7 protein-coding genes are annotated in these 14,568 nt (G+C 74.1%); 2 read left to right on the forward strand and 5 right to left on the reverse strand.

Features of this window, described 5'->3' with window-relative positions; genetic code table 11:
* Nucleotides 1–45 precede the first annotated feature (45 nt).
* The gene (locus WFJ01_RS18170; RefSeq protein ID WP_336629922.1) at nt 46–1,146 is read right to left on the reverse strand and encodes a YlbL family protein; all 1,101 of its coding nucleotides are present in this window, start codon (nt 1,144–1,146) and stop codon (nt 46–48) included.
* A 131-nt stretch (nt 1,147–1,277) separates the two neighbouring features.
* Between WFJ01_RS18170 and WFJ01_RS18175 the strand changes: the two genes are divergently transcribed.
* Nucleotides 1,278–2,678, forward strand: coding sequence for a zinc-dependent metalloprotease (locus WFJ01_RS18175; protein ID WP_292888653.1), 1,401 nt, complete (start codon nt 1,278–1,280; stop codon nt 2,676–2,678).
* A 746-nt stretch (nt 2,679–3,424) separates the two neighbouring features.
* Here WFJ01_RS18175 and WFJ01_RS18180 read toward each other — a convergent pair.
* Together WFJ01_RS18180 and nudC are read right to left on the reverse strand one after the other, a co-directional pair.
* A complete protein-coding gene (locus tag WFJ01_RS18180) occupies nt 3,425–5,170 on the reverse strand; it encodes an ATP-dependent helicase (protein WP_336629923.1) in 1,746 nt (581 codons plus the stop codon).
* Complete coding sequence (nudC, locus tag WFJ01_RS18185; RefSeq protein WP_336629924.1) at nt 5,167–6,111, reverse strand: NAD(+) diphosphatase; 945 nt, start codon at nt 6,109–6,111, stop codon at nt 5,167–5,169. Before nudC ends, WFJ01_RS18180 begins: the two co-directional genes overlap by 4 nt.
* A gap of 62 nt (nt 6,112–6,173) precedes the next feature.
* Here nudC and WFJ01_RS18190 point away from each other — a divergent pair, with 62 nt between their 5' ends.
* A complete protein-coding gene (locus WFJ01_RS18190; RefSeq protein WP_336629925.1) occupies nt 6,174–7,610 on the forward strand; it encodes a hypothetical protein in 1,437 nt (478 codons plus the stop codon).
* On the opposite strand, the gene WFJ01_RS18195 is transcribed toward WFJ01_RS18190, so the two are convergent.
* Together WFJ01_RS18195 and WFJ01_RS18200 are read right to left on the reverse strand one after the other, a co-directional pair.
* On the reverse strand, nt 7,556–11,062 hold the full coding sequence (locus WFJ01_RS18195) for an ATP-dependent DNA helicase (RefSeq protein ID WP_336629926.1): 3,507 nt from the start codon (nt 11,060–11,062) through the stop codon (nt 7,556–7,558). The two genes, WFJ01_RS18190 and WFJ01_RS18195, sit on opposite strands and share 55 nt — an antisense overlap.
* Complete coding sequence (locus WFJ01_RS18200; RefSeq protein ID WP_336629927.1) at nt 11,059–14,334, reverse strand: ATP-dependent DNA helicase; 3,276 nt, start codon at nt 14,332–14,334, stop codon at nt 11,059–11,061. The genes WFJ01_RS18195 and WFJ01_RS18200 overlap by 4 nt, the downstream gene beginning before the upstream one ends.
* Between the last annotated feature and the right edge of the window lie 234 nt (nt 14,335–14,568).

Consider the following 14,568-nt stretch of genomic DNA (forward strand, 5'->3'; position numbering starts at 1 on the left):
CGCGGCCGGCTTCGCCCGTCGCGAACGCACCCCCGCCTGCGGCGGCTACTTCTTGACGTCGGCGGCGGTGCAGGCGGGGAGCTTCGCGACGTCCCCGCCGTCGGCGATGACCTTCAGCGCATCCAGCGACTGGCTCAGGCTGTCGGTGCGCACGACCGTGAGACCCGAGGGGATGTGCCCGTAGACCTCGTCGCAGTTGGATCCCGGGGCGAGGAAGTAGGTCGCCCCCGCGGAGCGGGCGCCGTAGAGCTTCTGCCTGATGCCGCCGATGGGACCGACCGTGCCGTCGGCGGTGATGGTGCCGGTGCCCGCCACCTGCTTCCCGCCGTTGAGCGCACCGGGGGTCAGGGTGTCGATGATCCCGAGCGCGAACATCATGCCGGCGCTCGGCCCGCCCACGTTGTCGAGCTGCAGCTTCACGTCGACCGGGAAGCTGTACTCCTGCTGCAGGGTGATCCCGAGCAGCCAGCGGCTCGCACCGTCGACGGTCTGCTCCCGCGGGGTGACCGAGACGTCTTCGCGCTGTCCGTCGCGCTCGATCGTGAGCGTGACCGGGGATCCCTTCGCGTCCTGGATCTCGGCGCGCATCGCGTCGGAGTCGGCGGGGTTGGCGCCGTTCACGGCCACGACCGTGTCGTCCTTCTGCAGGATGCCGTGCGCCGCGCCGTCATCGGTGACCGAGGCCACCTGGATCGTCACCGGGACCGTGTAGCCCAGCTCGCGCAGGGCCGCGGCCGTCGCCTCCTGCTGCGAGTCGACCATCATCAGCTGGTTCGCCTGATCGCGCTGGGTCGTGGTGACGCCCTGCGGGAACACCGCGTCCACCGGGACGACCGCCTTGGACGAGTCGAACCAGGCCAGCACGATCTGCATCCAGCTCGGCGGCGCCTCCCTGTTGCCCACCACCTGGACGGTGGTGAGGTCGAGCGCACCCTTGGTCGGGTGCGTCTCGGCGCCGCTCACGGAGATCAGCGGCACGCTCTTGCCCTGGGCGTCCTTCACCTCGCCCAGCGTGTTGAAGACCGGTCCCGGCTGCTCGATCACGTACGGGAGCGGAAGGAACGTGAGCACCAGCAGCGCCGCGAGCGAGGCGATGAACGCGATGAGACCGATCCGACCTGCGCGGCTGGAGCGCGTGCTCGTCACTGTGTCTCCCCGGGGTCGTGGATGCTCGTTCGCGAGCGGCGTACAGCGGGGCGGCCCGGTTCGGGGCACTCCCACTGGTGGTGCAACTAGCGTAGTCAGCACGGGCTATACACGTGCTGAGAGGGCTCCCCATGGCTGACAACGACCCGAACCCCGACGACTTCATGGAGATGCTGCGCCGCATGCTCGGCGGATCGGCGGAGGGCCTCGATCTGAGCGCCCTGCAGGGCATGGAGGGGCTGAACATCGACCCCGCCATGATGCAGCAGCTGATGCAGCAGATGCAGCACGCGATGAGCGGCGACCCCTGGGAGACCGCGCTGCGCCAGGCGCTGCACATCGCCAACCGCGACGGACTGGGCATCGACTCCGGAGCGCGGTCGTCGATCGCCGACGCGTTCGCCCTCGCGGACCTGTGGGTCGGCGAGGCGACCACGATCTCCGAGCTGGGCTCGCCTCCGCGCGCGCTCACCCGCGGCGAGTGGGTCGAGCAGACCATGCCGGTGTGGAAGGAGGTCGCGGCCCCGGTGTCCACGAGCATCGCCGACGCGCTGATGAGCGCGCTCGAGGGGCAGACCCCGGAGGAGATGCAGGGCGCCGTGCAGGGCGCGGGCCGTCTCATGCGCGGCATCGGCAGCTCGGTGTTCGCGATGCAGTTCGGCCAGGTGCTCGGCAACCTGTCGCTCGAGGTGGTCTCGGGCGGCGACGTCGGGATCCCGGTCCTGCCCGCGGGCACCGCGGCCGTCATCCCGCAGAACCTGTCGGCGTTCGGCGAGGGCCTGGAGATCCCCGAGGACCAGATCGCGCTGTACCTCGCGGCCCGGGAGATCGCCTACGCCCGCCTCTACCGGCACGCGCGCTGGCTGCACCTGCACGTGATGACCCAGATCACCGAGTTCGCGAAGGGCGTGACCGTCGACGTCGCCAAGCTCGAGGACGTGGCGGGACGACTGGACCCGTCCAACCCGGAGGAGCTGCGCGAGGCGATCGAGGGCGGCGCCCTCCTGCCCGAGCTCTCCGAGGTGCAGCGCGAGGCGCTGGAGCGCCTGGAGAACCTCATCGCCACGATCGACGGCTGGGTCGACGTGGTCACCACGCAGGCGACGTCGCGCCTGCCCGACAGCGTCCGCATCGCGGAGGCCGCCCGGCGGCGCCGCGCGGCAGGCGGTCCGGCCGAAGACGCTCTCGGCGCGCTGGTCGGGCTGAAGATCCGTCCCCGCCGGCTGCGCGAGGCCGCGGCGATGTGGCGCGCGGTCACCGACGCGGTGGGCGTGGAGGCCCGCGACGCCCTCTGGGACTACCCCGATCTGATGCCGGACGCCTCGGACATCGACGACCCCGCCGCACTGGTGGCGCGCCTGCAGGCGCGCGCCCGGGGCGAGCAGCCGGTGCAGGACGAGATGGACGAGGCGCTGGAGCGCCTGCTCCGGGGCGACGACTTCGGCGGCCCCGATGCCCCCGGCGACGACCCCGCACCGGACGCACCGGCGTCGGACGGCCCGGACGGCGGATCCGGCGAGAAGCCGGTCTGAGCGAGTTCTCCACCGATTCCGGAACGGGATCCGGCCGCGGCGGCGATGCGGTCATGATCGGGACATGCCCACGATCCGACTCGACCCCGCGCTGCCCGTGCTGTGGCGCGATGCCGACTGCGTGCAGCTCGGCGCCGACGCCGCTCTGATGCTGTCCGTGGACGGACCGTGGATCCCGCGGATGCTGCAGAAGCTGACGCACGGGATCGACGAGCGCGCGTTCGAAGTGGTCGCCCACGGCCTCGGCGCGCCGCTCCCCGCGGCACGCCGGCTCCGCGCCCTGCTCGGTCCGGCTCTCGTCGGCGATCTCCCCCGGTCCCTCGTGCGCCTCGACGCCGCCGCGGTCGGCGTGCGCACAGCGCTGCGGCTGGAGGAGGCGCTCGCGGACGCGGGCGTCGACGTCACCGACGCCCGCGACGCCGTCACCGTCGTGGTGCGCCACGGTGCGGTGGCGGCGCGGGATGCGATCGGACTCCTCGCCGACGACCGCCCTCATCTCCCGGTCGCCATCGACGCCGGAGGATCCACGGTCGGCCCCCTGGTGGTGCCGGGGAGCACGCCGTGTCTCTCCTGCCGCGACGGCCACGATCGCGCGCGGGACCCCGCCTGGGCGGCCCTGCACGTGCAGCTGCTGGAGCGCGATCCGGGACGGGTGCCGTTGCGTGCCGTCGCCGCGGCCGCGGACGCGGCGGCGGACCTCCTCGCCGTGCGAGCCGAGTCGGAGCGGGACGGATCCGGCCGGCGGATCAGGATCCGCCGCGACGGGACCCGATCATCGCAGACGGCGGAATTTCACGCAGACTGCCTCTGCCGATCTCCGCGAGGAAGCGCGAGGGACGCCGCCCTGCCCGATCCACGTCGCGCGACCAGGTCAGCGTCAGCGCTCGCGCGGCCCGCGTGACACCGACGTACGCGAGGCGCCGCTCCTCGTCGATCGCCTCGAACCCGCTCGCGTACGAGATCGGCAGGAGCCCCTCCGAGCACCCCACCAGATACACCTCGGGCCACTCGAGCCCCTTCGCGGCATGCAGCGTGGACAGGGTCACGGTGCGCAGCACGGGTTCGTGCTGGTCCTTGGCCCGCGCGAAGAGGTCATCGGCGAAATCGCGCATCGTGGTGCCGACCGGCGCATCCTCGGCGAGACGCAGCACCGCGCGTCGCGCCTCCCAGGCGTCGCGCAGGGCTCCGCCGGCCTCGGGAGGGTCGTCGCTGTACCCGAGACCGCGCAGCACATCCCGCACCGCGTCGAGGAAGGAGTGCTGCTGCGGGGCCACGGCGGCCGCCCGCAGGGCCTGCACGGCCTGGCGCACCTCCGGCAGGTCGAAGAAGCGCTTGCCGCCGAGCACGGTAGCGGCCACGCCGGCGGCGGCGAGCGCCTGCAGCAGCGCCGCGGACTGCGAATGCGCCCGGTAGAGCACCGCGATCTCCTCGGGCGGCACGCCGGACGCGATGCGGCCGGCGATCGCGGCCGCGACCCCGCGGGCCTCGTCCGCGTCGTCGTCGAACGCGACGACCACCGCGGTCTCCGCCACCGCGCGCTCCGCGGGCGGCCCGGCCTGCGACGCGGCCGGCTGTGCCGCAGGGACGAGCTCGAGGGCTCCGGGGCGTCCCTTCATCAGAGCGTTCGCGACGTGCAGCACTCCCTCGGCGGAACGGTAGTTGGTCTCCAGCCGCACGACCGTGGCATCCGCGTGCCGCCGGGCGAAGTCGAGGAGGTAGCCCTGATCGGCGCCGGCGAACGAGTAGATGGTCTGGGACGCATCGCCCACGACGCAGAGGTCGCCCCGATCGCCGAGCCACAGCTCCAGCAGACGGTGCTGCAGCGGCGAGACGTCCTGGTACTCGTCCACCGTGAAGTGCCGGTATTGCTCGTGCACGGCCGCCGCCACCCGCGGTTCGGCCTCCAGCATGCCGGCGCACGCGAGGAGCACGTCCTCGAAGTCGAGCTGATGCCGGTCGTCCTTGAGGGTCTCGTAGGCGCGGGAGAGATCGGCGACCTGACCGGGATCCAGCCGGCCGATCGATCGGCCGCGGGCGGCCGCCTCCTCGATCGAGAGCATCGAGACCTTGCGCCACTCGATCGCGGACGCCAGATCCCGCAGCGTCGCCGTGTCCGGCCGCAGCCGCAGCATGTCGGCGGCCTGCGCGAGCAGGCGGACCTTGTTGTCGACGATCGCCGGGGCCGGGGCACCGGCCAGCTGCGGCCAGAAGAAGCCGAGCTGCGCGAGCGCCGCCGCGTGGAAGGTACGCGCGGAGACGCCCTGCACCCCGAGGCCGCGGAGGCGACCCCGCAGCTCACCGGCCGCCTTCGCGGTGAACGTCACCGCCATCACCCGTGCCGGGGAGTACGCGCCGGTCTCCACGCCGTGCGCGATGCGATGCGTGATCACGCGCGTCTTGCCGGTCCCTGCCCCTGCGAGGACCGCCACCGGTCCGCGCAGCACCGATGCGGCCTCCCTCTGGCGTTCGTCGAGTCCGTCGAGCGCGCTCACCGCCGATACCAGTCGACGATGAGGCGATGGGCGATGGACGCCTCGCCCGGAAGCCCCACGGGCCCGTCTCCGGCGAGAGCGGATCCGATCTCGGCGCGGCTCAGCCAGCGCACGTCGATGATCTCCTCGCCGTCGCCGTGCACCTCGGCGTCGTCGACGGCCGTCGCGTGGAAGCCCACCATGAGCGAGCGCGGGAACGGCCACGGCTGCGACGAGAAGTACGTCACATCACGCACGCGCACCCCCGCCTCTTCGAACAGCTCGCGGTGCACGGTGGTCTCCAGCGCCTCCCCCGCCTCGACGAAGCCGGCGAAGCAGGAGTAGAAGCGGCCCTTCCACTGCGCGTTGGCCCCGAGCAGGAGCCGCTCGCCGTCGGCGCTCTGCACGGCGACGATGACGGCCGGGTCGGTGCGGGGGAAGTGCTCGCGTCCGCAGGATCCGCAGTGCCGGGACCAGCCGCTCTGCCGCAGCTCGGCCGGGCTGCCGCACGCGGGGCAGAAGCCCGCGTCGCGCAGCCAGCCGGCCAGGGCGATCGCCGCGACGACCAGCTCGCCGTCGGCCGCGTCGACGAGGGGAAGCGCCTCGCGCAGATCGCTCCAGCGCGGAGCCCAGGATCCATCGGCGTCGGTGTCGTCCTCCGGCTCCTGCAGCGCGAGCAGCAGCCCGCTGCCGTCCGGCCTGCGGCCCAGCAGCGCCCACTCGCGGGTGCGGGCCAGCACGGCGTCGTCGGCCGGCACCAGGATGAGGCCGTCGCCCAGGGGCACCCGGCGCTCGCGCACCACCAGGACCCGGGTGCGGGGATCGGCGCGCAGGCGCGGCAGCGTCTGCGGATCGTCACGCCACTCCGCCGCGCGGTCGAGCGATGCGCCCTCGGAGGCGGCGTCGGCGAGAGGCGCCACGCCGACGGCGGATGGTTCGGGGACGGTCTCCGGCACGGTCACGACTCCCCTTCTCACAGGCGTGGCGGGCCCTGTGCGGACGAGGCTCGACCTACCCTGGTGACATGGCTCGCTCACCCTTCACTCTAGCCGCGGCGGTCACGGCGGCGGTGCCCGGAGCCGATGTCGTCGGCGTCCGCGCCCTGTCATCGGACGGCGACGCCCGTTTCGACTCCGCCGTGGCGACCCTCGCGGACGGCACGGAGGTCGCGATCCGCGCCTCGAACGATGACGAGACCGCCTCCGAGCTCGCCCGGGAGAGTCTGGCGCTGCGCGCGCTGACCCCCGGCGCCCGCTCGATGCTGCGCTTCGACGCGCCGGAGCACCTGGGCGACGGCCGCGTCGGCGACGCCCGCGCCCTCGTCACCACGCTGCTCCCCGGCTTCCAGATCGACGCCGCCGACGTGCCGCCGGGTCCCGGCGCCGCGGTGGCGATCGGCAAGGCCATCGCCGGCGTGCATGCGCTGCCGGCCTCCGTGGTGCGCGGGGCGGGTCTCGCCGAGCGCACTCCCGCGGACGCCCGCGACGACGTCCGGGTGCTCATCGACCGCGCCGCGGCCACCGGACGCGTCTCGGCGCGGCTCACCGTGCGCTGGCGCGAGGCGGTCGACGCCGACGACCTGTGGCGGTTCGAGTCCGCGGTCACCCTCGGCGGCGCGCATGCGGAGTCGTTCCTCTTCGCCGATGACGACGAACGCGGTCCGCGCGTCACGGGGGTGCTCGGCTGGCACGCGCTCGCGATCGGCGACCCCGCCGTCGACCTCGCCTGGCTCACCATGGCCGCGGACGCCCGCGACGACGTGCTGGACGCGTACGCGTCCGCGACGCTGCGCGCCCCCGACGCCGGCCTCGGCATCCGCGCCCGCCTGCTCGCCGAGCTCGAGCTGGCGCGCTGGCTGCTGCACGGCCACGACACCCACCGCCCCGACGTCGTCGACGATGCCGCGCAACTGCTCGATGCCCTGGCGGACGGGATCCACGACGACCTCGCCCCCCGGGCGAGCGCGGGGGCGGGGGTCGACGAGGCGATGTCGGCGCTGGACCGTGTTCCGGCGACGGGGGCCACGCGCGTCGACACCTCCATGCAGACCGACGCCTACGACGCCAGCGCCTTCGTGGGGATCACGATGGACGACACGTCCGCGTTCGGTCCGCGAGGGCTGTCGTCCGAGCGCGACTCCGCCGCGGCGGCGGACGAGCACCGGGACTCCGCGGACGCGGCCTCCGACGACGACGCCGACCGGGACGCGCAGGATCTCACCGCGACCGGTGCGCTCGAGGATCTGGATCCGAACGCCACCGAGGACCTCAGCGACCTGCGCCCGTCCGCCGAGGCGCGCGACGACCGCGACTCCCGGGGCGACGAGGACGACCGTCCCGCCCGCTCCGGCACGCTGCTGCCCAGCGAGGGCGGGATCGCCGGCTCGGAAGCGGACGTCGCCGACGCTCACCGTGCGGCGCGCGCCGCGTTCCAGCGCTGGACCAGCGCCTCCTCCGAGTAGACCGTGTCGCCGCGGAGCACGAGGTCGTCGGCGACGTAGAACAGCGCGACGTCGATCTCCTCGAGCGGCACGCCGTAGCGGCGGTGGTACGCGAGCCGATACAGCGCGAGCTGCAGCATGCGCTCCTCGCGCTCCGCCGCAGTGGCCGGCGGTCGCCCCGTCTTCCAGTCGACGATCTCGATCCGCCCCCCGCGATCCGCACGACGATAGACCGCGTCGAGCTTGCAGATGACGATGCGCGGCGGCTCCCCCTCGCCCACCGGGAGCGCGAAGTCGATCTCGGTCTCGACCGCGATCGGCTGCAGCTGCGCCCACTCGCTCCGTTCGAAGACGGCGCGCAGACGGGCGAGGTCCTCGGCGTCCGCACGGGCGATCTCGTCATCGGCCGGGGCGTCCATCCCGCCCGATGCCCCGGGAGCGGCGAAGTCGTCGTCGAGATCCCAGAGCGCATCGTCCAGCGAGGTGCCGACGCCCACGGATCCGGACCGGTGCTCGACCCAGGCGTGGAACAGGGTGCCGAGTCGGGTCTGCCGATAGGGCCGCTCGGGCATCGGCCGGGTGAGGGCGCTGATCGTGCCGCGGTAGTCGGAGACGTAGTCCTTGAACCGCGACGCGGGAACGCGCGTCGGGGCGTCCGCCGCGGTTCCGCGCTGACGGGCCGCGCGCTCGGCGAGCAGTCGCTCGAGCTCCTCCGTCGGCGTGGCGCGCTCCGCATCGGTCATCGCCCGGCGCACCTCTTCGGCCGCCGCGGTCACCCTGCCCCGGCGGGCGCCGAGCGGATCCAGCGGCCAGGCGCTGGTCCGCGCAGCCCCCTCGTAGGGGTTCTCCGCACCCTCCGGCTCGCCGATCGGATCGAAGCCGAGCACCTCGATCGCCTCGGCGAGGTAGGGGCTCACCCGGCGCGGGTTCTTCTGCCCCGACCAGTGCGCGCCGGTGAGGAGCAGGTCGGTGCGCGCGCGGGTGACGGCGACGTACGCGAGCCGCCGCTCCTCGGCCCGCTGATAGTCGCGATAGGCGTCCTTGAACCGCCGCAGCGCCCCGCCATGCGGATACTCCTTGGTCTCGCCGGCGAGGAGGGAGGCCTTCGCGGCCTTCTCCCGCTTCGCCGGATCCGGCCCCGCGGCCTCGCGCGCCGCATCGGGATCCCAGGAGAACCGCGGCAGGGCCGCCGCGTCGCCGCGGAGCGCGAACGGCACCACGCCGAAACCGAACCAGCCCTGGGTGTCGGCGATGCGACCGGGCAGCTCGTCCTCGACGAGGCGGACCACCGCCACCGCATCCCATTCCAGCCCCTTCGAGCCGTGGATCGTCAGCAGCTGCACGACGCCGGGCTCGGGCGGCTCCGTGCGGGGCATCAGCTCGTCGGTGACCTCGGCCTTGTCGAGCCAGGCGAGCAGGCTGGAGATCGTGCCCCGGTCGTCGGCGGCGAGGAACGCGCGCACCTCGTCTCCGAAGGCGCGCAGCTGGGTCGCCGCGACCCTGGCGGGCCCGCGCGTCTCGTTCACGGCGAGCTCGATGTCCAGCCGCAGCTCGATCTCGATGAGCCGGATCAGCTCGAGGATCGGCTGCCCCGCGGCGCGCCGCAGCCGCTCCAGCAGGTCTCCGGCCTGGCGCAGCCTCGCCCGCCCCTCCGCGCTGATCCCCTCCAGGAGCCGGTAGTCGTCGCGCGCGGTGCGCACGAAGTCGACGGCGTCCACGATCGAGACCGCCTCGTCCGCACCCTGGGATGAGCGCAGCCGCTGCTTGAGCTCGTCGCCGAGGGGCGCGAGCGCGCCGTCGCGCTGGGCGAGCTGCGCGGCCAGGTCGTAGAGCGCCCCCATGTCGGCGACGCCGATGCCGAACCGCGGCCCCACCAGCAGCCGGATCAGGGCGGATCCGGCCGTCGGGTCGTGGATCACCCGCAGAGCGGAGACGACGTCGACCACCTCGGGCGTCGCGAGCAGTCCGCCCAGCCCGAGGATGCGGTGCGGGATGCCCCGGGCGGCGAGCCCGGCCGCGAACGTCTGCATGTGCCGCTTCGAACGGAACAGGATCGCGCCCGTGTGCGGCCGCCCCGCGGCCGCTTCGTCGTGCGCGGCACGGCGATCCGCGAACCAGCGCGCGACCTCGTCGGCCTCGTCGTCGACGGTCTCCGGGAAGCGGACCTCGACGCGGCCCTGCCCCGATCCCGGACGCGGCTCGAGCGCGGGCACGTCCAGTCCCGGCCGCTGCAGCGGCTCGAGCACGCGGTTCGCGACGTCGAGGATCCGCGCATCGTTGCGCCAGCTGGTCATGAGCGAATAGCTCGCCGGCGCCTGCTCCTCGGCGAAGGTGCGCCCGAACGCGTAGAGGTTGTCCGCGCTCGCGCCGCGCCAGCCGTAGATGGACTGATGCGGGTCGCCCACCGCCATCACGGCGCCGTCGCGGAACAGCGCCGACAGGAAGCGGGTCTGGATGACCGACGTGTCCTGATACTCGTCCAGCAGCACGACCCGATGCTCGGCGCGCAGCTGCGCGCGCACCTCGGGCGAGGCCTCCACGATGTCGAAGGCGCCGCCGACCTGATCCGCGAAGTCGAGCACGCCGCGGCGCTCCTTCTCGGCGATGTAGTCGCGGACCAGTCCGGTGAGGACGGGCATCGCCCGCAGGTTCGCGACGATCTTGTCCAGGTCGGTCTGCGGCAGGAAGGGCTCGAACTCGTCCGCCTGGCGGGCGGCGATGCGCATCATCGCATCCAGATCGACGCGATGGTCGAGCACGTCCCCGGCGAGGCGCTGCACGGCGTCGATCACCCCCGTCGCGCTGCGCTCGATGTCGCCGAGCCCTGCATGATCCGAGCGCAGCACGACCGCCCGCGCGATGAGCCACGATGCCGACTGGCTGAGCATCGCCGAATCCGGGTCGCGGCCGATGTGCGCGGCGTGCTCGCGCACGATGCCGTCGGCGAACGCGTTGTAGGTCGACACCCGGGGCCGGCTGATGAGGTCGTCCGCGGAGCGCGGGGCGGTCGGATCCCAGCCGGTGTCGAAGCGCTCGGCGAGCGCGTCCAGCACCTCCCGCTGCAGGAGCGCCCGCTGAGCGGGCGTGCGAGCGGCGTCCAGGCGGGCGAGGGCGCCGGTCGCGACGATCTCCGGCAGGTGCGGCAGCAGGCCGCGTCGGCCGTACTCGTCGATGCGGTCCAGGCGCAGTGCGATCCGCTCGGCCAGCTCCCCCGCGGCCTTGCGCGTAAACGTGAGTCCGAGCACCTCCTCCCGGGCAACGAGCCCGTTCGCGACGAGCCACACCACGCGGCCCGACATGGTCTCGGTCTTGCCGCTGCCCGCACCGGCGACCACGAGCGCCGGTGCCGGCGGCGCCTCGATCACCCGCTGCTGCGCCGGGGTCGGCGACGGCAGGCCCAGGGCTGCGGCGATGTCGGTGGCGGCGATGCCGTGCCCGCCCTCCCAGCCGGCCGCTCCCGTCGCCGCGCTCACGCGCTCACCGCCGGGATCGTGTGGATCCGGCAGATCTCGACCCGGTTCGCGGAGGTGTCCGCGCAGTGCGCCTCGACCTGGGCGGTGAAGCTCGACGCGGCCATGCCGCGGCCCGCCTCGACGACGCGGTCCAGGAACCGCTCGCGGGCCTCGTCCTCCAGCCGGTGCTGGTGCGCGACCCGGTAGGTGCTGCGGCCGATCGTCTTGGAGACGATCACGAGACGTGCACCGGCCAGCCCGTCCGGATCCGCCCCCGGCACGAGCCCCTCCTCCACCGCCAGCTGATACGCCGCCAGCTGGGCGTGCTCGCGCACCTTGTCCTCCGTCACGTTCGTCTCGCTCTTGCCCGTCTTCAGGTCCACCACGACGACCCGCTCCTCGGCGGCGCCTGCCGACATCGGCGCCCAGTTGCGGGCCGGCCCCCGGGCCTCGGCATGGTCGCCGGCCCCGGGCGGATACGCCTCGACCCGGTCGATCGCTCCGCTCACGACCACCTGTCCCGCGGGGTGCTCGGGATCGACCGGATGCGTGCGCGGCTGCGCGCCGGGATCCAGTTCGATCGCGAACCGGAACGTGCCCTCCGCGGAGAGCAGCCGCCCCTCGTCGCGCTGGACCGCGGCGAGGTAGTCGTGGAGGCTGTCCAGGTACTGCTCGGCGCGGCGTCGTTCCTTGGCCGCCATCCAGGGCGCCTCGAAGTCGAGCTCGCCCCAGCGCTCGTCGAGCACTGCCCGCATGCGCTCCCGGTCGCCGTCCGGGACGCGCTCCATCGCCGCATGCACGATCGTGCCGATGCCGGCGGACGGCGAGCTGCTCGTGTCCCCGCCGAGCGCCGCGATCGCCCAGTTCACCCCGCAGGTCTCGAACGCCTCCAGCCGGGACGGCGAGACCCGCACGGAGCCGGTCTCCAGGTCCTCCAGCGGACCGGCATCGGACACGGGCCGCACGCCGAACCACTCCCCCGGATCCGCGCCCGGCACCTCGGCCTCCGCGAGCAGGCGCAGCTGCCCCGCCGCGGCGGCACGCGCCGCAGGATCCGCCGAGGTCGTGAGCACCCGGCGGTGCCGGGCCACGAGCCCGCGCAGCGTGAGCGGGTGCGCGTGCCGCTCGTCGACCGGCAGCGGATCCGGCAGGAAGCCGAAGAACGCGCTCGGACTCTGATCGTCGTCGTCCACGGCGGTCACCAGCAGCCGATGGCGGGCGCGGGAGGCCGCGCGCACGAAGAGGCGCAGCTCGTCGTGGAGCGCGGCGCGGCGCCGGTCGAGCGTGGAGTGCACGTGCTCCGGCTCTCCCGAACGCGCGGCACCGGTCGCCTCGGCGAGCCGCCAGGTCTCGAGCAGGCCGCCGCGCAACCGCACGTTCGGCCACACCCCGTCCTGCACGCCCGCGATGACGACGGCGTCGAACTCGGTGCCGAGCGCGGTCGCCGGCGTCATCAGGGTCACGGTCCCCGGCCGCTCCGGCGCCGAGAGGGAGTCCTCCGGCACCTCGCTGTCGAGGATGTCGTGGATGAACGCCTCAGGACCCTTCTCCGGCGCGCGCTCGACCGATCGCTTCGCCGCATCGAAGAGGGCGACCAGCGCGTCCAGGGCGCGCGCGGTCTCCGTCCCCGCCGCGCCGGATCCCCGCGCCGAACCGCCCGAGCCCGGCCCGTCGGCGATCTCCCGCCAGGCGACGGCGAGCCGCCGGCCGTCCGGGGCGCGGGAGCCGTCCCACACCCGCCAGAGCAGCTCATGGATCGTCTCGCCGCGCTGCCAGCCCTCGCGCACCTCGCGCAGCACCGTGCCGAAGCGGTCCGCCGTGCGCGCCTCGGCGGTGTCGACGCGGGCGAGCTGAGCGGGCTCCGCGATCCCGTCGCGCAGCAGCAGCCGCGCAGGGGCGGATCCTCCGGCCTCGAGCTCGAGGTGCCGCAGCCGTGCGCGCAGCCGGCGCAGCCCGACGCCGTCCAGCCCTCCGAACGGCGTCCGCAGCGCCTCGGCGAGCAGCTGCGGGTCGCGCTCGGCCGGCTCCGTGAGCGCGAGTCGGACGATGCCGACGATGTCGCGCACCACGGTCTCGCTGCCCAGCGGACGCTGCACGCCGGCTGCCCTGGTCGGAACCTCCCGGGCGGCGAGCTCGGCCTCGAGCGCGGCGACCTGGCGGGTGTCGTGCGCGATCACCGCCATCCGCTCCCACCGCACACCCTGCAGCAGGTGCCATTCCCGCAGCGTCCGCGCGATGAGATCGTGCTCCTCGTGGGGCGAAGGCGCGATGTACGCCTGCACCGCGCCGGGATGATCCGCCGCGTCGGACGCGATGGGGGCTCTGCGGTGCTCGACCCGGCCCGATGCGCCGATCGTCTGCACGACGGTGCGGGTGAGCGCGGTGAGCGGCGGATCCTGCCGATGCGGCTCGTCGAGCACATGGACGTCGCCGAGCATGCCCACCAGCTCCGCGAACAGTTCGGGCCCGGCCCCGCGGAACGCGCCGGAGGAGATGTCCGGATCCCCGAAGGCGAGCACGGCGACGCCCCGCGCGCGCAGGGCGGCGACCAGCGCCACCCCTCCGGCGGTGAGCTCCTGCGCGTCGTCGATGAGCACCGTGCTCAGCCGGCTCAGGGCGCCCAGCTCGTCCGGCGCTGCGCCGCGCAGGGTCGTGGCGGCCTCGGCCAGCAGGTCGGCTGCGTCCCGGTGCGCGGAGCGGGCGCGGTCCAGCACCCGGCGGTAGGAGCGGGCGAAGGATCCCACCGCGCGCCAGGCGGGACGCTCGGAGGTCTCGAGATCGGCCGGGGTCAGGCCGAGCTCGGTGCACTCGGCAAGGAACGCACGCAACTCCGATCGGAACGCCCGCGACGCGCGCACGGTGGCGCCGAGGCTCTCCGGCCAGCGGCTGCGGATCCCCTCGCGCTCGTCCTCCGCGTCTCCCGCGAGGAGGTCGGCGATGATCCGGTCCTGGTCGGCGCCGGTGAGCAGCGCGGGCGGCTCGAGGCCCGCATGCACCATGGCCCCGCGCACGAGCTGGAACGCGAAGGACCCGAGCGAGCGCGCCATCGGTCCGGGCGTGGCGACCCGCGCGCGCACGCCGATCCGATCGCGCAGAGCGGTGGCCGCCTGCCGGCTGGGCGTCAGCGCGAGCACCTGCTCGGGAGCGAGGCCGCGCTCCAGCAGCGCCGCGACGCGCTCCACCAGCGCATGCGTCTTGCCGGTGCCCGGGGCTCCGATCACCGTGCCGACGGCGTTCGCCGGGGCATCGATCACGGCCGCCTGCGCGCGAGTCGGAGCGGAGGCGTCGGGCATGCCTCCACGCTATCGGCCGCGGCCGACATCGATCCGGCCGTGGAGGACGTCCATCCACGGAGAACATCGAAGCAGCCGGTCTCGGGAATTGCGGCCGGGTCGGCGGCGCTGCTCAGGCGAGTTTTTCGGTGCGTGCTCTGCCGCCGGGGCGGGGTGGGGCACTGGTGCCGGGTGGGGGCAGGAACCAGACCTTCGCACGGATCCCGGTGCCGTCGACGCGGATGCTCCAGTCGT

This window comes from Microbacterium sp. MMO-35 (genome assembly GCF_037147555.1).
Lineage (GTDB): Bacteria > Actinomycetota > Actinomycetes > Actinomycetales > Microbacteriaceae > Microbacterium.